Here is an 18,243-nt window from a genome sequence, read left to right as displayed (position 1 = left end):
CAACGCCTTGCGTCCACATTGAATCGAGACTTGGTGGCCGGGTCATGCCCGGCCACAAGTTTTAGTGGAAGATGGGCTTGTGCCCCGCTGCGGCGATTCCTAATTGCGGCGGCTGGCGTTAAGGTAGTCGTGACGAATCAGGTTTGGCCGCATTGGCGGAGGCCGCGGACTGGTTCGGGCGCATGAGTAAGAGGCACTGATGAACAAGCCGGCTCCAAAAGAACCCTCAATGGACGAAATCCTGTCGTCCATCCGGCAGATCATTGCCGATGACGATGCTGCCGGGGTGCCACGCCGACCGGCCATTCAGGCGGCTCCCCCCCCCATGCAGGCCACTCCGGCTCGCCCCATGGCTGAATCGCTCGATCGCGACCTGAGCGACATGCTCGACGATATCGAGCCGCTGGCGCTGTCGCCCAGCCAGATCGTTGACAAGAGCGATGACGACGATGTCGGTGGCTTCAGTTTCGATTCCATCCTGGCCGATACCGCCGTCGACGACGAGCCGGTTGCCGCCGCGCCACAACTGGTCGATCCCGACGACATCACCTTCGACATGGGTGCTGCCGCCGAAGAGGAAGAACTTCCTGCCTTCGACCCACCGCCAAAGGCCTTCGTTGCGCCAGCGCCGGCGCCGCAGCCACAACCGGCTCCGCGCCCGCAGCCCAGCATTGCCCAGGCAGCGCCGTTGCCCGATCCGACGCTGTCGAGCGACATGGCCGATCAGTTGCTCGAGCCGGCCACCCAGGCGGCCGTTCGCAGCTCCATCACCAAGCTCAACGGCCTCGGCCTCGGCAATACCGGTGCGACCATCGAATCGCTGATGCGCGACATGCTTCGCCCGATGCTCAAGGAATGGCTGGACGAAAACCTGCCTTCCGTCGTCGAGCGCATGGTGGAACGCGAAATCTCCCGCATCTCCCGCGGCGAGTGATCGGCCCGGGGCTGCGCGGTTCCAGTTGACCCCGCATCCCGCATTTGCTTGAAGTCTGCCAACCTGTTTATCCGGCCCGCCATGATCATCCTGGCGGGTCGCTGCTGTTGCGAGTGACCAATGCTTGAAAAGACCTATGAGCCATCAGCGGTCGAAGGCCGCATCTATGCCGACTGGCTCAAGGCCAACGCCTTTGCCGCCGGGGCAGGGGCCGCACCCGGCGCCGAGACGTTCACCATCGTCATTCCGCCGCCCAACGTCACCGGCTCGCTTCATATCGGTCACGCGCTCAACAACACCATCCAGGACATCCTGATCCGCTTCAATCGCATGCTGCGCAAGGATGTGCTCTGGCAGCCGGGCACCGACCATGCGGGCATCGCCACCCAGATGATCGTCGAGCGCCAGCTGATGGAGCGCCAGCAGCCCGGCCGCCGCGAAATGGGTCGCGAGAAGTTCGTCGAGCGTGTCTGGGAATGGAAGGCCGAGAGCGGCGGCACCATCATGAACCAGCTCAAGCGCCTGGGCGCCTCGGCCGACTTCTCCCGCGAGCGCTTCACCATGGGCGAGCAGGGTGCCGCCGACGACCAGATGGTGCGGGCCGTCACCAAGGTCTTCGTCGAGCTGCACAAGCGCGGCCTGATCTACCGCGCCAAGCGCCTGGTCAACTGGCATCCGGGCCTCGAGACCGCCATTTCCGATCTCGAAGTCGAGAATATCGAGATCAAGGGCCACATGTGGCACCTGCGCTATCCCCTGGCTGATGGCGTCACCTACCGGTTCCCCATCGCCCATGACGAAGAGGGCAAGCCGACCGAGTGGGAAACCCGCGACTACATCATCGTCGCCACCACCCGTCCGGAGACCATGCTGGGCGATAGCGGCATTGCCGTGCATCCCGATGACGAGCGCTACGCCTCGCTGGTCGGCAAGTTCGTGGAACTTCCGCTGGTCGGCCGCCGCATCCCCATCGTGGCCGACGACTATGCCGACCCGACCCTCGGCACCGGTGCGGTCAAGATCACCCCGGCCCACGACTTCAACGACTTCGAGGTCGGCGTCCGCAACGATCTCGAGCAGATCAACGTCTTCACCACCAACGGCGCGATCATCTCGGCCGATTTCATCCCCGAAGACCTGCGCGGCCTCGACCGTTTCGCTGCCCGCAAGGCCATCGTCGCCAGGCTGACGGCCCTGGCGGAGGAAAACCCCACCCGTGGCCTCGATCACATCGAGGACAAGAAGATCATGGTCCCCCATGACGAGAAGTCCAAACTCGTCGTCATCGAGCCGTTCCTGACCGACCAGTGGTGGGTCAAGGCCGACATCCTCGCCCAGCCCGCGCTCGCGGCTGTGCGCGAAGGCCGCACCAAGTTCGTGCCCCAACAATACGAAAACACCTATTTCGCCTGGCTCGAAAACATCAAGCCGTGGTGCATTTCCCGCCAGCTCTGGTGGGGGCATCAGATTCCCGCCTGGTATGGCCCGGACAACGAGGCCTTCGTTGCCTATGACGAAGCCGAGGCCCAGTCGCTCGCCACCGCCCATTATGGCCGGCCCGTCGCCCTCAAGCGCGACGAGGACGTGCTCGACACCTGGTTCTCCTCCGCCCTCTGGCCGTTCTCGACCCTGGGCTGGCCGGACGACACCGCCGAGCTGCGCCGCTACTACCCGACCGACGTTCTGGTCACCGGCTTCGACATCATTTTCTTCTGGGTTGCCAGGATGATGATGATGGGTCTTGAGTTCCTGGATGAGGAGCCGTTCCACACGGTCTACATGCATGCGCTGGTCCGCGACGAGAAGGGCCAGAAGATGAGCAAGACCAAGGGCAACGTCATCGATCCGCTCGAACTCATCGACCAATACGGCGCCGACGCCACCCGCTTCACCCTCGCCGCCATGGCTGCGCAGGGCCGTGACCTCAAGCTTTCGATCCAGCGCGTCGAGGGCTATCGCAACTTCGTCACCAAGATCTGGAACGCCGCCCGCTTCCTCGAAATGAACGAGTGCCGCCGCGTCGAAGGCTACGATCCCAAGGCCAACAGGCTGCCGCTCAACCGCTGGATCGTAGGGGCCACGGCGCGCGGTGCCGCCGCCGTCACCCAGGGCATCGTCGACTACAAGTTCAACGAAGCCGCCAATGCCGCCTACGACTTCGTCTGGGGTACCTTCTGCGACTGGTATGTCGAATTCGCCAAGCCCGTGCTGCTGGGCGAGGACGAAGCCGCCAAGGTCGAGACTCGTGCGACCGCCGCCTGGGCCCTCGACCAGATCCTCACGATCCTGCATCCCTTCATGCCCTTCGTCACCGAAGAGCTGTGGGTGGAAACCGGCAAATTCGGCGCCCCGCGCGCCAACATGCTGATCCTGACCGACTGGCCCAACCTTGCTGGGCTCGAAGACCCCGAGGCTGACGCCGACCTCACCTGGCTTATCGACGTCATCAGTAATGTCCGCTCGGTCCGATCAGAGATGAACGTCCCTGCCGGCGCCAAGCTGCAGATGGTCGTGGTCGGGGCAGGGGAAACCACCCTGCGCCGCCTCGTCGCCGGCACCTCGCTGATCACGCGCCTGGCCCGGCTCGAGGAAATCTCCCCGCAATCGACCGTCCCTGGCGAATCTGCCCAGTTCGTCGTCGGCGAAGCCACCTGGGCCCTGCCGCTGGCGGGCGTCATCGACATATCAGCCGAAAAGGTCCGCCTCGAAAAGGAAGTGACCAAGCTCGACGCCGAAATCGCCCAGATCGACAAGAAGCTCGGCAACGAGCAATTCGTCGCCAAGGCGCCCGAAGAGGTGATCGAGGAACAGAAGGCTCGTCGTGAAGCCGCCATCGAACGTCGTCACTACATCCTGGAAGCGCTCAAGCGCCTGAGCTAGGTCGGAAGCCATGGACGACATCATCCCGCGCGAACCGCCAGCCCGCCATGTCGCCAACGGCATGGTCGGGGTCGGCGCCGTGCTGGTCTTTGATGGCAAGGGTGGCGTGGTCAGGCACGAGCCGACCGCCGAGGAGCCCAAGGTGCCGGTGCGCGGCTTCAAGCTCATCGCGGGCAATTCCAGGTCGCCCGAGTTCAAGGTGTGGCTCAAGCAGGAACTGGGCGAGTTCAATGCCGACCTGCTGACCGTCCCCAGCGCCCGCTCGCGCTGCACCGTCATCGAGGATCGCGCCATGGTGGTCCTGCGCGTGGCGCGCCCCGGTGCCGAACCCCATGATATCGGTCGGCAATTGCTGACGCTATGGATCGAGAAGGGCCGCGTCATCATCGCGTCCGAGCTCAACATCCTCGATTTCCTGGGCCTCAACAAATGGGTGGCCTCCCACCACGCCCCAACAACGCCGGCCGACCTAGTGGCGCGGCTGGGGCTGCGCGCCGCCGACCGCCTCGAGCCGCTGGTCGAGATGCTGGGCGATCGGCTGGACGATATCGAAGAGGCGCTCATCGTCCAGAACAATACCAAGGCCAACGCCCGCCTGGCCGAGCTGCGCCGCAATCTCATCAGCTTCCGGCGCATCGTCTGGCCGCAGCGCGACGTGCTCAATACGCTCGAGATCGAAGACCTCAGCCACTTTACGCCCCGCGACCGTCTGCGCCTGCGCGAGGCTTCGGCCAGGTCGGCCCGCATCGGGGACGAGTTGCAGGCCCTGTCCGAACGCGCCGTGCTGGTGCATGAACAGATTATCGACGCCCGCGCCGAGCAGATGAACCGAACCATGCTCATCCTCGCTGCGGTTACGGTGGTGTTCATGCCGCTGACGCTGTTCACTGGCGCGCTTGGCATGAACGTGGCGGGCATTCCCTTTGCCGATAACCCGCACGCCTTCTGGGCTGTCTGTGCGGCCCTGTTCGTTCTCTCACTCGGCATCGTCTGGTGGATGCGCGGCCGCCGCTGGCTATAGGCGGCGGCCGCACGGCCTATATGCTGGCCGACACCTTGTGCAGCCCGGCATAGAGCCCATCGGCCGCCATCAGCTCGTCATGCGTGCCTTCCTCGCCGATACCCTCAGGCGTCAGCATCAGAATGCGGTCGGCATGGCGCACGGTCGAAAGCCGGTGGGCGATGACGATGGTGGTCCGCCCCCTGGCCAGGCTCAGCAGAGCCTGCTGCACGGCGCGTTCGCTCTCATTGTCCAGCGCGCTGGTGGCCTCGTCGAAAATCAGCACGGCCGGGTCCTTGAGAAACGCCCGGGCGATCGTCAGTCGCTGCTTCTGGCCGCCCGATAGCTTCATGCCCCGTTGGCCAATGCTGGACTTGTACCCGTGGGGCAGGGCCATGATGAAGTCATGGGCATTGGCGGCCTTGGCTGCTGCGATCACCTCCTGGTCCGTGGCGCCGGGTCGGCCATAGCGCAGGTTTTCCTCCACGGTGCCGCTGAACAGGTAGAGATCCTGCTGCACCACCCCGATGCTGCGGCGAAGCGAGGCCAATGTGACGTCCCGCACATCCTTGCCATCGATGGTGATGGCTCCGCCGCTGATCTCGTAGAAGCGCGGGATCAGGGCGCAAAGCGTGCTCTTTCCCACGCCCGATGGCCCCACCAGGGCCACGAACTCACCCGGAGCAATGTCCAGCGAGAGCCGGTTGAATACCGGCCCCTGACCTTCGCCATAGCCAAAGCTCACGTCCCGGAAACTGATGGCGCCCGCCACCCGCCCGATATCGACCGCGCCGGGCCGGTCCGCGATATCAGGCTCTTCCTCGAGCAGTTCCATGGCCCGCACGAAGCCGGTCGCACCCTCCTGCCAGAGGCGGATGAAGTTATCGAGTCGGCGCACCGGGTCCACCAGCACCGCAACGCAGAGCAGGAAGGTCAGCATCTCGGACACGGTCAGCTCGGCATGGAGGATCCGGATCGCCCCGGCCACGATCACCATGATCGTCACCAGTTGGGCAAAGCCATCCATGCCGACCCACAACAGGGCTTCGCTGCGATAGCCCTCCCTGCGGCTCTCGAAGAAGCTCTGGTTCTCGATCTCGAAGCGGCGCAGCTCCTCCGCCTCATTGGCAAAGGACTGCACCACGCGCACACCGCCCAGTGCGTCTTCCACCCGCTCATTGACGGCGGCGATGCGCTCCTTGCTGGTCTTGAGCACCACATTCATCCGGCTGTTGAAGTGCCGCGCATAGAGCACCGCAAAGGGCACGAGCAGGGCGATCAGCCCCGCCAGCACCGGGTCGATGATGGTCAGGACCGTCATCGCCCCGCCGAACTTGAGCAGCCCGATGGCGAGGTCTTCCGGTCCGTGGTGGAACAGTTCGCCCAGCCACAGTGAGTCATTGCTGATGCGGCTCATCAGCTGGCCGACGCGCTGCCGGTCATAGAAACCGAACGACAGTTTCTGGCAGTGTTCGAACAGTTCCTTGCGCACATCCGCCTCGATGCGCGCGCCCATGACGTGTCCCTGATAGTCGACGAAGAATGTCGCCAGCGACTGGACGAAGAACACGCCGAGCATGATCCCGCCCATGGCCAGGATCTGCATTATGGCATCGTCGCTCTGGGCCAGCTCAGGCAGGCGCGCTGTGATGTAGCTGGCGCAAAGAGGCAGGGCGATTGCCCCGGCCGCCACCAGCACGGCGCAGGCGAGGTCCGCCAGCAGCAGCGGAACATAGGGTTGGTAATAGGCGACAAACTTTCGCGCGCGGGCCGTCGCCCGGGCGGTATTCGTGTCCCGGCCTCTGGTCAGCCAGGCGGGAAGTCTGAAAAAGTGCGGGCTACGGCTTGCGCTTGTGTACTGCCCAGGTTTGGGAATCCGCGAATGCATGAACGATCATGTCCTGTTGAAGATGTGCTCCTTTCGTCATGGACAGGGTTTTCATGGTTTGCTCCTTGGTTCGCAGTCGGCCGAGTATGACTGTCTGGCTCGTGAGGGCAACCACACAGGCGAGATCAGGGCCCCATGGTGGGCGTCGCGTGGCGGAGTCTGTGACGATTCCGCAACAACGTTTGTGAATCGATTTTGCCGAGCCTTGCGGCAACCATTTGGCGATGTTTGTCGCCACAATCTCACCCTAAACGAGACGGCATAGGCATCTGGGGGCGGATGGCCTGTAGGCGACGTGGTAAGGCCGCGCGCTTGCGTATTTCCTCCCCCACTGCTGAGCAGAGGCTGTCGGCGCGCCCTGGTGACGTGCGGATGGTTGGCCTTGTACGGTGAAACGACGACGTGCCTGCATTATTGCCATCAAGGCAATGCCTCCGGTTCGCCACGAGCCCGGCTGAATGCGGTCACAAACGGAGTTTACCGAATTATTAACGTCCGCTTTCCCGGTCAACGCACATGGGCAAAGCTGGTGACCGGAGCGCGGCCCTGGCCGCGGCGCCGCTACGGAGCCGGGTTGGCTGGTTCCGCAAACAAGGTTCGCCTGCCGCAGGCAGGCACAAAGGAGCAAGATGCGGACCATTAGGGACAATTCCCTGATTTCCGTGACAACGGCAGCCTTCCTCGCCTTGGCGGTGTCGGTCCTGCCCGTGCACGCCCAGACCGCGGCCGACGCGGCGCTGAACATGGCCAACATGCTCGATGGAGCTGGTGGCGGTGTCTCCGGCGACGACCTGCTTGCCGCGCTTGAGGATGCTGCCGATGCCGGCCAGCCCATGGCCATGTGGCAGCTCGGCACCATGTATGAGAATGGCGAAGGCGTCGACCGCGACCCGGTCAAGGCCTTCGGCTATTTCGCCCAGATTGCCAATCAGCATGCCGACGCCGCGCCCAGGGGCGTGGAGGCCGATATCGTGGCCCAGTCCTTCGTCAAGGTCGGCGATTATTACAAGGAAGGCCTTCCCGACGCCGGCATCCCGGCGGATGCGGAGCGTTCCCATGCCCTGCTGCTGCATGCCGCCACCTATTTCGGCGATGCAGACGCACAATATCGGGTCGGCCTGCTCTACACGCAGGAAGAGGAAATGGGCGTGAACCCGCTGCAGAGTGCGCGCTGGTTCTCGTTAGCCGCCCGCAAGGGCCATTGCCCAGCCCAGGCTCAGCTTGGCGACATGCTCTTCAACGGCGTCGACGGCATCGAGGCCCAGCCTGTCGAGGGCCTGATGTGGCTGGCCATCGCCCATGAGCGCTGCGCCGGCACGGGCGATGCGGCCTGGATTGACGAACTGCTCAACCGTGCGGTCTCCATCGCCCAGCCCGAACAGCAGGCCGAAGCCTTCGCCCTGGCCCAGAGCATTGCGCCCCAGTTCGCCGGATTTTGAGCGTCTTGTGAGCACCGCCCGGCGCCGCCCATAGATCGTCACCCTCGGGCCTGACCCAGGGTGTTGCACTTCCTTGGACCGGCAAGTGAAGAGCCCTCGGGTCAAGCCCGAGGGTGACGGCCGGTGTCAGAACGGCATCAGGTTCCATCTAGGAGAGGCTACCCTCTCCAAAGCCCTAAAACCTGAACTCCCCTTCGACCGGCACGTGATCGCTGGGCTTGTCCCAGCCGCGCACATCCTTGTGCACGACGACATTTTCCAGCCGGTCGGCCGCCTGCGGTGACAGCATCAGGTGGTCGATGCGAATGCCGGCATTGCGGCGCCAGGCGCCGGCCTGGAAGTCCCAGAATGTGTATGAAGGCTCCGACGTGACCGAGCGCAGGGCGTCAGTCAGCCCCAGATTGACCAGCGACCGCCACCGCTCCTGGCTCTCCGGCCGATACAGCGCGTCGCCCCACCAGCCTTCGGGATTATGGGCGTCGATCGGGGCGGGGATGATGTTGAAGTCGCCCAGCAGGATGAACGGTTCCTCCAGCGCAAGCCGGCCATCGACGAAGGTTTCGAGCCGCCGCATCCATGCCAGCTTGTAGGGGAATTTCTCGCTGTCGACCGGGTTGCCGTTGGGCAGGTAGATGCCGCACACGCGAACGGCACCTGTCTCCACCGAGAACACGCCTTCGATCAGCCGCGCCTGTTCGTCGCTGTCATCGCCCGGCAGGCCGCGCGTGACTTCGTCGAACGGCAGCAGCGACAGGATGGCCACGCCGTTCCAGCTCTTCTGCCCATGCGTCTCGACATTGTAGCCCAGCGCCTCGATTTCGAGCCGCGGAAAGGCCTCATCGACCGTCTTGATCTCCTGCAGCACCACGATATCCGGCTTTTCCTCGCTCAGCCACTTCAGCAGCAGTTCGATCCGGGCTTTGACGCCGGCAATGTTCCAGGTGGCGATGCGCATGACGAGTCTCCGTTGCCCGCAGGCTAGCGGTCGGTCGGGCAGGGGGCAACTAGCCCAGCGCCTCGTACACAGCGTTGCGCACCTCGTCCCGGTAGGCGCCGTCGCTTCCCTCAAGCCCGGTATTGCTCATCGACAGCACCGACAGGCCGTTGGTCGGATCGATGAACCAGTTATGCCCGTAAATGCCGCCCCAGCGCACGGTGCCGCGCGGCGCTGGCGATTGCGCTAGTGCCGGATCGTCGAGCCAGGCGCCGAAATAGCCGAACTTCCAGCCCGGCCCCTGGGCGTGAACCAGTTGTGGCGTCTGGTCGGCCAGGCCTTGGGCCACCGTCTCGGGGCGCAGAATATCCCCGCCGCCGGTCCGCAGTGTCTCCAGCAGAGTCATGAAGTCCGGCGCGGTGCCCGCCATGCCGCCGCCACCCGATTGAAAGGCCTGCCCATCGAAAATCCGGCCGGGGTCGAAGGTCGTGGTACTCCCCCACTGGTTGGGCACTGTATGCGGGTCGCCCATCAGCACCGGGCCGCTGGCCCCGTCCGCATAGGCGGCGGCCAGCCGGGCCGGGTCGGTGACGCCGAAGCGGCTGTCGATCATCCGTAGCGGGTCGGTTACATATTGCCTGATGGCGTCCTCGGGCAGTCCGCCCACCAGCTTGCCCGCGATGACCCCAAGCACATCGATCGAAGGCCCATAGGACCAGCCCGCGCCCGGCGCAAACAACAGCGGCAGTGCGGCAAGCCGGTCGAAAATCTCGCCGGTGCCCAGTCGCCAGCGATTGACACCAGCTGCCTGTTCATCGGCGCTCAGGATGCTGGCGCTGCTGAGCCCGGACGTATGCGTCAGCAAGTGATGGATGGTGATGTCGGGCGCCACGCCATCCGCCAGCCGCGGCCGGAAATCGGGCAGGTGATCGGTGACCTGGTCGTCGAGGCGGAGCCTGCCAGCATCCGCCAGCGCCAGGATCGTCGCGGCGACGATCGGCTTGGTCAGCGATGACAGCCGGAAGATCGTATCCAGCGACATCGGCCGGCCGCTTTCGCAATCGGCCAGGCCCTGCGCCGTCTCATAGACCAGCTCTCCGTTCCGGCGCACGATCAGCACCGTGCCGACGATCCGGTTCTCGGCCAGCGCACGCTTCACCACCGCATCGAGACGCGTCTCCATATCCATTCCTCCGACGCCGATGTTCAGGCGTAGACCGCGCGCAGGATGTCGTCCCGGAACGGGCCGTTGCAGCCTTCGAACGTGGTGTTGGTGCACACCACGATCGTCATCCGGTTGGCCGGATCGACGACCCAGTTATGCCCCCACGCGCCGCCCCAATCCACAGTTCCCGCGGGCGCGGGATTCTTGGCCGCCTGCTTGTCCTCCAGCACGGCGCCGATGAAGCCGAAGCGCTTGCCGGCATCCTGCTCCCGTCGCGACAGGTTGCCGATCTGGTTGGCCAGAGCCGTGGCCACGGTTGCCGGCTCGAGCAGGCCCGGCCTGCCATTATAGACTTCCAGCATTTTCATCACGTCGTCGGCGGTGCCCGCCATGCCGGCGCCGCCGTTCTGCGGTGCGGCCGGGTTGAAGATGCGCGACGGCGAAAAGGTGGTGACGGTCGTGCCGGCGGCGTCCCAGATGCCATGCGGCTCGCCCATGCGCACCGGCGGCGTACCATCGGCATAGGGCGTCGCGAGCCGCGCGGGGTCGGTGACGTAGAAATGTGCGTCCGCCATCCCCAATGGGCCTGTGACGTATCGGGCCAGCGCGTCCTCGACATTGGACCCGTTGATCGCCGCCAGTACACCGCCCAGCACATCGATGCTGGTGCCATAATCCCAGCCGGTGCCTGGCGCAAAGGCCAGCGGCACCCGGGCAATGTTCTGCAATGTCTCGGTGAGCGAGTTGACGACACCCGAAAGTCCGCCGCTGGCATCGGCAGGCAGGTTGCCATAGGTCAGGCCCGAACTATGGCTCAGCAGGTGGTGGATGCGGATATCGGCCACACTGCCATCGGGATTGGCCGGCGTGAACCACGGCAGGTAGCGGGTCACCCGGTCATTGAGGCCGATAAGCCCCAGGTCCAGCAGCCGCAGCACGGCCGTGGCCACGATCGGCTTGGTCACCGAAGCCAGCCGGAAGATCGCATCGCGCTGCATCGGCACATTGGCCTCGCGGTCGGCGAGGCCCGCGGCACGGGCATAGATTTCCTCGCCATCCTTGTTGATCAGGATGACGCAGCCGACAATGCGCTGCCCCAGCGCGGCATCGACTGCCGCGTTCACGCGTTCCACTATGCTCATGATTTCCTCCGACAAGCCGGAGGACGCTATGACCTGTGCGTCAGGATTTCAACCGGGCTCAGACCGCAAAGCTGGTGCCGCAGCCGCAGGAGGCCACCGCATTGGGGTTCTTGATCTGAAACGCCTGTCCGATCAGGTCATCGACGAAGTCGATCTCGGCGCCGCCCATGAATTCCAGGCTCATCGAATCGATCAGCACCACCGCGTCGCCCTTGCTCAGAACGATGTCGTCACTCGCCGGCTTTTCCTGTACGAGGTTGTATTCATACTGGAATCCGGAGCAGCCACCGCCCGCTACCGAGATGCGCAGCACCGTTCCTTCCGGCTCTTTCGCTAGGATACGCGCGACGCGCTTGGCGGCGCGATCGGTCAGCACGACATCGGTTGAAGCTAGGGCGGTTGCGGTCATGAGAGTTCCACGACGTAATGTCATAACGGTCAGGCTAAAATAGTAACTCTTGCCGGAAATGAAAAGGGCCAAAAAACTGAGCTGTCATCACCGATGAGCGATACCGCTCCCTACGCCAGCAAGCCCGAACACTCTCTCGGCCGCGTCAACGGCACCGGGCCAAGCCCTACGCGCTCGGAGTTCCAGCGCGACCGCGACCGCATCATCCATTCCACTGCATTCCGGCGCCTGCAGCACAAAACCCAGGTCTTCCTGCAATATGGCGGGCACTTCCGCAATCGGCTGACCCATACTCTCGAGGTCAGCCAGATGGCCCGGTCCATGGCGCGCGCCCTGCGGCTGGACGAAGACCTGGCCGAGGCAATCGCCCTCAGCCACGATCTGGGCCACACCCCCTTTGGCCATGCCGGAGAACGCGCGCTGCACACCGCCATGGCGCCCTATGGCGGCTTCGACCACAATATCCAGGCCATGCGGGTCGTGACGCGGCTGGAAAACCGCTATGCCGAGCATGACGGGCTGAACCTCACCTGGGAAACGCTCGAAGGCATCCTCAAGCATAATGGTCCGCTGACCAATCCGGACGGCACCCCCTATGGCAAATATGCCCAGGAGGGCCTGCCTGGTGGCCTCGACGACATCCCCGCGGTTGCCGACCTGCGCCTTTCCAGCTTCGCCTCGCTGGAGGCGCAGACCGCCGCCATCGCCGACGACGTCGCCTACAATGCTCATGACATCGACGATGCCCTACGCGCCGGCCTCATCGTCCTTGCCGATCTCGCCGACGTGCCGCTGGCCGGCCCAATCGTTCGCGAGGTTCTGGCCCTTTATCCCGACGTCGCGCCCAAGCGGCAGGCGCACGAAGTCCAGCGCCGCCTCATCACCCGCGCCATCGAGGATGTCATCGCCACCACGTCGGGCAATATCGCCGCAGCCGGCGTCAAGACGGCTGAGGACGTCCGCAATGCCGGCCGCACGCTCGTGACTTTCTCGCCATCAGCCGCGCAGGCGGAGCGCGGCCTCAAGGCTTTCCTGTTCGAGCGGGTCTATCGCCACGAGGCGGTCATGGTGCCGGTGCGCCAGAGCGAGGCTGTCGTCACCGATCTCTTCGCCCGCTACCTCGCTACCCGCGATCTGCCGGGCCGCTGGGGCGTGGCCGCCGCCGCCGCGCCCGATATCGCCCATCTCGCGCGCATCGTCGCCGATTTCATCGCCGGCATGACGGACCCCTATGCCCTCGACGAATACCAGCGCTTGTTTGACGCTCGCCCGGATTTCCGTTAACCCCGGCCCACTTTAATAGTCAGGTCTACCATGGACGTTTTCGCGCTCTTTTCCGCACGCATCGGCAATGCCATGCAGGTTCTCTTCCCCCAGGCCGGGGCGGACCTGCTGGCCCGTATCGTGGTGGAGCCCCCGCGAGATCCCGCCCATGGCGATCTCTCGACCAATGCCGCCATGGTCGTGGCCAAGCCGCTGGGGATGAACCCGCGCGAGGTGGCCAATACGCTGGTCGAGCATTTCCGGCACGATGCCGACGTGACCTCCGTGGAGGTTGCTGGCCCGGGCTTCATCAACTTCCGCCTCGCCGCGCCGATCTGGCATCAGGTCCTGCGCTCCATCGCCGAGCTGGGCGACGACTATGGTCGCTCTACCCTGGGGCAGGGGGAGGCGGTCAATATCGAATATGTCTCGGCCAACCCCACCGGCCCCATGCATGTCGGACACACCCGCGGCGCCGTCTTCGGCGACACGCTGGCTTCCCTCATGGCCTATTCGGGCTATGAAGTGACGCGGGAATACTACATCAACGATACTGGTGGGCAGACGATCACGCTGGGCCGATCCGCCCTGCTGCGCTACCGCGAGGCCCTGGGCGAAACCATCGAAATTCCCTCTGGCTTCTATCCCGGCGATTACCTGATCCCGGTCGGGCAGGCACTCGCGGCAGAACATGGCCGGTCCTTGCTCGATATGCCCGAGCATGAGGCTGCCCTGATCGCCCGCGAGAAGGCGCTGGCCGCCATGATGGACCTTATCAGGGCCGACCTCGCCCAGCTCAATATCCACCATGACGTGTTCTTCTCGGAGCGCACGCTGCACGGGGCCGGCGGCGATATCGAGCTCACCCTCGCCTGGCTGCGCGAAATGGGCATGATCTACGAGGGTCGGCTCGAGGCCCCCAAGGGCAAGACGCCGGACGAGTGGGAGGATCGCGAGCAGACCCTGTTCCGCGCCACCGATTATGGCGACGATGTCGATCGCCCGCTGATCAAGTCGGACGGCTCCTACACCTATTTCGCCGCCGACATTGCCTATCACCGCAACAAGTTCCTGCGCGGCTTCAAGCACATGATCAACGTGCTGGGCGCCGATCACTCCGGCTACGTCAAGCGCTTGCAGGCGGCCACCAAGGCTGTCTCACTCAACGCCGCCGATATGGACGTGCGCATCTGCCAGCTCGTGCGGCTGCTCAAGAACGGCGAGCCGTTCAAGATGTCCAAGCGCTCCGGCGACCTGGTCACCCTTGCCGACGTGGTCGAGGAGGTGGGCGCCGACGCCACCCGTTTCATGCTGCTCTATCGGCGGAATGATGCGGCGATGGATTTCGATTTCGCCGTGGTCAAGGAGCAGACCAAGGACAACCCGGTCTTCTATGTCCAGTATGCCCATGCCCGGACCCACTCGATCTTCAAGACCGCGGCCCGCGACTTGCCGGCGCTCGATGTCTCGCGGTCGGCCCTGGCCGCAGCCGACATCGAACGCATCGCTACGCCGGCTGAACTGGACCTGGTCAGGGTCCTTGCCGCATGGCCGCGCACCGTCGCCGCGGCGGCCGTCGCCCACGAACCGCATCGTATTGCGTTCTATGTTCATGAGCTCGCCGCGGCCTTCCATGGCTTCTGGGCCAAGGGCAAGGATGACCCGCAGTTACGATTTGTTAACTTTGACGATCCAATGCTGACTTTGGCTAGACTCGCGCTCGTTGATGCCGTGCGTCAGGTTATCCTCAACGCACTAGCAATTCTGGGCGTCTCCGCCCCCGAGGAGCTTTCATAATTCGGGCGCAATACTATGATGACTCGCGCGACGATGTCTGAGTTCAGGCTCCGTAGTAAAAGTCGTAATTTAGAGGGCGCTGCTTGATGACAGCGAAACCGCAGCCGATGGCCGGACAATCCGACGCCGCAGATGATCTGATCGCCGAGCTCGCCAAGCTCATGGCGCAGGACGCAAATGGCAACCGCCCGGCCGAGGTGATCACCCCCAGTTTCTCCGTTCGCATCCCAGGCGGAGATAACGCACCGGCTCCCGAGCCCGTTCCCCACTTCGATATTGCGCGCACGACGGCTCCGGCTGCAGCGCCGCCGCAGGCGCCGATTGCCGCCGCTGCGCCGGCCGCTCCCAAGGCTGAGGAACCGGCGCCTGAACCGTTCCATTTCGATTTTGACCTTGGCCCGCTCAAGCGAGAGACAGCGGCGCCGGTTGAAGCGCCTGCCGCGACCGCTCCCAAGCCGGTAGAGCCGGCGGTTGCCGCCGAGTCCACGGTCGATCACGACAGCATTGCCGATCTCATCGCCGCCGAACTCTCGACCGAGCCGGCGCCAGCATTCGAGCCTGCCATGGAGCCCCCGGCAGCGGTGACGCCCGCGCCTGTCGCTGCGCGCCCGGCTCCGCAGCCCGGTTCGGGCTGGACCCCCGCTGCCGTCGTACCCAACCTTGGTAGTCAAGATCAGTCGCCGCGCCCGGCGCTCCGCGCTCTGAATTTGCAGCCGGTATCCAGGCCGGAGCAGGACCGCTTCAAGGTACCGCCAGTCTTTGGCCTTGGCACCAAGCCTGCTACGTCCAAATTCACCGAACCGACGCCGGCTCCCGCTGCGGTCCCGACCCCGACCGCGACCCCGGATGTGCCGCAGCCGTCGCTCCGTCAGCCGTCCCCTGCCGTCGAGATGCCGTCGACACCACGCGCGCGGGACAATGACTTTGGCCGCGATCCGATAGACGAGATCGAAGATCTGATCGGCCGCGCCATGCGTGTCGAATTCGACACTCCCGTTGAGCCTGCCGCGCTGGCAGCTGAAGCGCGTCCCGCGCCCAGTCCGGCCCTGCGGACGCTCGCCACGCCCGTGGCTCCGGTTGTGCCGACAGCAACTGCGCGATCCACCGAGAGCCCGGCACCTGCGCCACGCGCACTATCCGGTGCTGACGAAGCCATCCTGGCTGCCGCCGAGGCGACCGGGGTCGAGATTGGCTGGGTCGAGGCGCCGGAGGTGAACGAACTCGAATCTGCCGCGCCCGCTGCAGGGCCGCGTCCGCGCCGCTCATTGGGCATGACCCGTGCCGTCGCCGGCCCGCTGGTGGCGGTGACACTGCTGCTGGCGGCTGGCTTCGGTCTCTATTGGGTGCTTGGCTTGGGCCCTGAATCCGGCCCGGCACCGCTGCTGACCGCCGATGCGAGCCCCACCAAGGAAACACCGGCGGTGCAGCCTGATGCTACCGCCGCCCAGCAATCCGTCGTGTTCAACGAGATTGATGGCGTCGTGCCCGGCGCCGAAGAACAGCTCGTGTCGCGCGATCAGGCCGACGTCAACGAAGTCACCCAGGTGCCGGCCGCTGCCGATCTGAGTGAAGAGGGTCTGGCCAATCGCAAGGTGCGGACAGTCACCGTCCGGCCGGATGGCACCATTGTCAGCGGTGACGACAGCGTTGCCGGCAGCGCCATTCTGCCGGTGGATCGTCCCGTTGTGCCCGAAGTGCCCGGGGCCGCAGCCCCCAGCGCCGACCTGCTGGCCAGTGCCGGTGCTGAGGCCGCCACGCCCGCGGCGGCGGCGACTCCTGCGCCCGACACAACTGCGACGGCCCCTGCCGCGACCGTCACGCCCGTCGAGCCTGGCTCCACCGTGCCCGCCGTGGATGCCGCCGGCAATCTGCTCGCCGGCAAGACTGCGCCAGTGCCGCTGCAGCGCCCGGCCGGTCTCGTCCAGTCCACGGCCCCCACCGTTGCGGCCACGCCCGTTGACGCCGCCGTCGAAACGCCGGCCGCTACGGGCAACCTGTTGCCGCCGCCGCCTGCTGCATCGACGCTGGGCGCACTGCCCACCGCCCAGCCTGCGGCCACCACTCAGCCCGAGGCCGTGGCCGAGCCCACCCCGGCCGAGCCGGCGGCGGCCGTCAGCATCCCCGGGGCGGTCGAAGTCGAAGCACTGCCCAATTCCGCGCCCGCCTACGCCCAACTGGCCTCGTTGCGCACGGAAGAGGAGGCGCGCCGGGCGGCCCAGGCCCTGGTCGCCCGTTTCGGTCCGCTGTTTGGCGGCGCCAACATGGAAGTGCAGCGTGTCGATCTCGGTGCGCGCGGCATCTACTACCGCGTTCGCGTACCGGCCGATTCCGCCGCAGCGGCCAGCAATATCTGCACCAATGTCGTGGCCGCCGGTGGCGATTGCGTCCTGATGTAGTCGCGCCGGTCCCGAGGGACCGGTGCACATTCCTGCGCGTCATGGCTCCGACGCTTGACGCCCGTGAACCCAGCGGCCAAGGATGGCCTCATCTATCTGCAGCGCGGCACCGAGTTCATGACGACTGCCCAGACCGACTGGTTTGACACGCCCGCTGAGCCGGCGGCCGAAGATGTCATGTATGTCGATGTCGGCGGCTATGAGGGCCCGCTCGACCTGCTGCTCGATCTGGCCCGCCGGCAGAAGGTCGACCTTGCCGCCATTTCCGTCCTGGCGCTGGCCGAGCAATACCTCGCCTTCATCGAGACCGTGCGCGAGAAGCGCATCGAAGTTGCCGCCGATTATCTCGTGATGGCGGCCTGGCTTGCCTATCTCAAGAGCCGCCTGATGGTGCCGCAGGCGCCGTCCGACGATGAGCCCTCAGGCGAGATGCTCGCCGCCATGCTGCAGTTCCGTCTCAAGCGCCTTGAGGCCATGCGGCGTGCCGCCAGCCAGTTGATGAACCGGCCGCGTCTCGGTTTCCAGGTCTATGCCCGCGGCATGCCCGAGCCGATCGAGGTCAACCGCACCAGCCTCTGGGAAGCCACCCTCTACGACCTGCTCAAGGCCTATGCCGGCCAGCGGGAGCGTGGCGTCACTACCGACTATTCGCCCATCCAGCGCACTGTGTGGTCGCTGCAGGAAGCGCGAGATATCCTCCAGCGCCTGATCGGTGATAGTTTCGAATGGGTGTCGATGGACAACTACCTGGCCGATTATCTTGGCACCCCGGCCGAGCGCGCCACCATCCGCGCCTCGAGCTTTGCCTCGAGCCTCGAACTGGTCCGCACCGGCCAGATCGACCTGCGGCAGACCGAGACGTTCGGTCCGCTGTTCATGCGCCGCCGCAAGGCGGACCGGCCGTGAGCGAGGTTTCCGACAATCGCAGCGAGGTGCTGGAGCGCAACCTGCGTGTGCTCGAAGCTATCCTTTTCGCGTCAGGCGAGCCTCTCGATG

At 65.1% G+C, this 18,243-nt stretch carries 13 protein-coding genes; 8 read left to right on the top strand and 5 right to left on the bottom strand.

Going from position 1 to position 18,243, the window contains the following annotated elements:
- Positions 1-199 precede the first annotated feature (199 nt).
- The 3 genes from IH615_RS06505 to IH615_RS06495 all read left to right on the top strand — a co-directional run bounded on the left by IH615_RS06505 (position 200) and on the right by IH615_RS06495 (position 4,835).
- Complete coding sequence (locus IH615_RS06505; RefSeq protein ID WP_291360800.1) at positions 200-934, top strand: DUF2497 domain-containing protein; 735 nt, start codon at positions 200-202, stop codon at positions 932-934.
- A 120-nt stretch (positions 935-1,054) separates the two neighbouring features.
- A complete protein-coding gene (locus IH615_RS06500) occupies positions 1,055-3,814 on the top strand; it encodes a valine--tRNA ligase (RefSeq protein WP_291360799.1) in 2,760 nt (919 codons plus the stop codon).
- 10 nt (positions 3,815-3,824) lie between these two features.
- Entirely contained in the window at positions 3,825-4,835 is a 1,011-nt protein-coding gene (locus tag IH615_RS06495) for a CorA family divalent cation transporter (RefSeq protein ID WP_291360798.1), read from the top strand.
- Between the two features lie 16 nt (positions 4,836-4,851).
- Here the strand turns inward: IH615_RS06495 and IH615_RS06490 are convergent, their stop codons facing one another.
- The gene (locus IH615_RS06490; protein ID WP_291360797.1) at positions 4,852-6,702 is read right to left on the bottom strand and encodes an ABC transporter ATP-binding protein; all 1,851 of its coding nucleotides are present in this window, start codon (positions 6,700-6,702) and stop codon (positions 4,852-4,854) included.
- 629 nt (positions 6,703-7,331) lie between these two features.
- On the opposite strand from IH615_RS06490, the gene IH615_RS06485 reads away from it, so the two are divergent.
- Positions 7,332-8,141, top strand: coding sequence for a tetratricopeptide repeat protein (locus IH615_RS06485; protein WP_291360795.1), 810 nt, complete (start codon positions 7,332-7,334; stop codon positions 8,139-8,141).
- A 175-nt stretch (positions 8,142-8,316) separates the two neighbouring features.
- On the opposite strand, the gene xth is transcribed toward IH615_RS06485, so the two are convergent.
- The 4 genes from xth to IH615_RS06465 are packed head-to-tail and all read right to left on the bottom strand — an operon-like array spanning position 8,317 to position 11,791.
- Positions 8,317-9,096, bottom strand: a complete 780-nt coding sequence (xth, locus tag IH615_RS06480; protein ID WP_291360794.1) for an exodeoxyribonuclease III — start codon at positions 9,094-9,096, stop codon at positions 8,317-8,319.
- A 49-nt stretch (positions 9,097-9,145) separates the two neighbouring features.
- Entirely contained in the window at positions 9,146-10,258 is a 1,113-nt protein-coding gene (locus IH615_RS06475) for a serine hydrolase domain-containing protein (RefSeq protein ID WP_291360793.1), read from the bottom strand.
- A gap of 23 nt (positions 10,259-10,281) precedes the next feature.
- A complete protein-coding gene (locus IH615_RS06470; RefSeq protein ID WP_291360792.1) occupies positions 10,282-11,382 on the bottom strand; it encodes a serine hydrolase domain-containing protein in 1,101 nt (366 codons plus the stop codon).
- Between the two features lie 58 nt (positions 11,383-11,440).
- The gene (locus IH615_RS06465; RefSeq protein WP_291360791.1) at positions 11,441-11,791 is read right to left on the bottom strand and encodes an iron-sulfur cluster assembly accessory protein; all 351 of its coding nucleotides are present in this window, start codon (positions 11,789-11,791) and stop codon (positions 11,441-11,443) included.
- A 93-nt stretch (positions 11,792-11,884) separates the two neighbouring features.
- On the opposite strand from IH615_RS06465, the gene IH615_RS06460 reads away from it, so the two are divergent.
- The 4 genes from IH615_RS06460 to IH615_RS06445 all read left to right on the top strand — a co-directional run bounded on the left by IH615_RS06460 (position 11,885) and on the right by IH615_RS06445 (position 18,153).
- On the top strand, positions 11,885-13,075 hold the full coding sequence (locus IH615_RS06460; protein ID WP_291360790.1) for a deoxyguanosinetriphosphate triphosphohydrolase: 1,191 nt from the start codon (positions 11,885-11,887) through the stop codon (positions 13,073-13,075).
- 30 nt (positions 13,076-13,105) lie between these two features.
- On the top strand, positions 13,106-14,851 hold the full coding sequence (gene argS, locus IH615_RS06455; protein WP_291360789.1) for an arginine--tRNA ligase: 1,746 nt from the start codon (positions 13,106-13,108) through the stop codon (positions 14,849-14,851).
- 86 nt (positions 14,852-14,937) lie between these two features.
- Positions 14,938-17,247, top strand: a complete 2,310-nt coding sequence (locus tag IH615_RS06450) for an SPOR domain-containing protein (protein ID WP_291360788.1) — start codon at positions 14,938-14,940, stop codon at positions 17,245-17,247.
- Positions 17,248-17,364: 117 nt separating this feature from the next.
- The gene (locus IH615_RS06445) at positions 17,365-18,153 is read left to right on the top strand and encodes a ScpA family protein (RefSeq protein ID WP_291360899.1); all 789 of its coding nucleotides are present in this window, start codon (positions 17,365-17,367) and stop codon (positions 18,151-18,153) included.
- Positions 18,154-18,243: the final 90 nt, after the last annotated feature.

The sequence above is a fragment of the Devosia sp. genome (genome assembly GCF_014860165.1).
Lineage (GTDB): Bacteria > Pseudomonadota > Alphaproteobacteria > Rhizobiales > Devosiaceae > Devosia.
The sequence above is the reverse complement of the archived record's forward strand: the minus strand, read 5'-3'. Positions and strand labels throughout refer to the sequence as shown.

Coding starts and splice junctions, on each gene's coding strand:
- argS (WP_291360789.1), top strand. CDS start 13,106: ATGGACGTTTTCGCGCTCTTTTCCGCACGCATCGGCAATGCCATGCAG.
- IH615_RS06465 (WP_291360791.1), bottom strand. CDS start 11,791: ATGACCGCAACCGCCCTAGCTTCAACCGATGTCGTGCTGACCGATCGC.
- xth (WP_291360794.1), bottom strand. CDS start 9,096: ATGCGCATCGCCACCTGGAACATTGCCGGCGTCAAAGCCCGGATCGAA.
- IH615_RS06475 (WP_291360793.1), bottom strand. CDS start 10,258: ATGGAGACGCGTCTCGATGCGGTGGTGAAGCGTGCGCTGGCCGAGAAC.
- IH615_RS06495 (WP_291360798.1), top strand. CDS start 3,825: ATGGACGACATCATCCCGCGCGAACCGCCAGCCCGCCATGTCGCCAAC.
- IH615_RS06490 (WP_291360797.1), bottom strand. CDS start 6,702: ATGCATTCGCGGATTCCCAAACCTGGGCAGTACACAAGCGCAAGCCGT.
- IH615_RS06500 (WP_291360799.1), top strand. CDS start 1,055: ATGCTTGAAAAGACCTATGAGCCATCAGCGGTCGAAGGCCGCATCTAT.
- IH615_RS06460 (WP_291360790.1), top strand. CDS start 11,885: ATGAGCGATACCGCTCCCTACGCCAGCAAGCCCGAACACTCTCTCGGC.
- IH615_RS06485 (WP_291360795.1), top strand. CDS start 7,332: ATGCGGACCATTAGGGACAATTCCCTGATTTCCGTGACAACGGCAGCC.
- IH615_RS06505 (WP_291360800.1), top strand. CDS start 200: ATGAACAAGCCGGCTCCAAAAGAACCCTCAATGGACGAAATCCTGTCG.
- IH615_RS06450 (WP_291360788.1), top strand. CDS start 14,938: ATGACAGCGAAACCGCAGCCGATGGCCGGACAATCCGACGCCGCAGAT.
- IH615_RS06445 (WP_291360899.1), top strand. CDS start 17,365: ATGACGACTGCCCAGACCGACTGGTTTGACACGCCCGCTGAGCCGGCG.
- IH615_RS06470 (WP_291360792.1), bottom strand. CDS start 11,382: ATGAGCATAGTGGAACGCGTGAACGCGGCAGTCGATGCCGCGCTGGGG.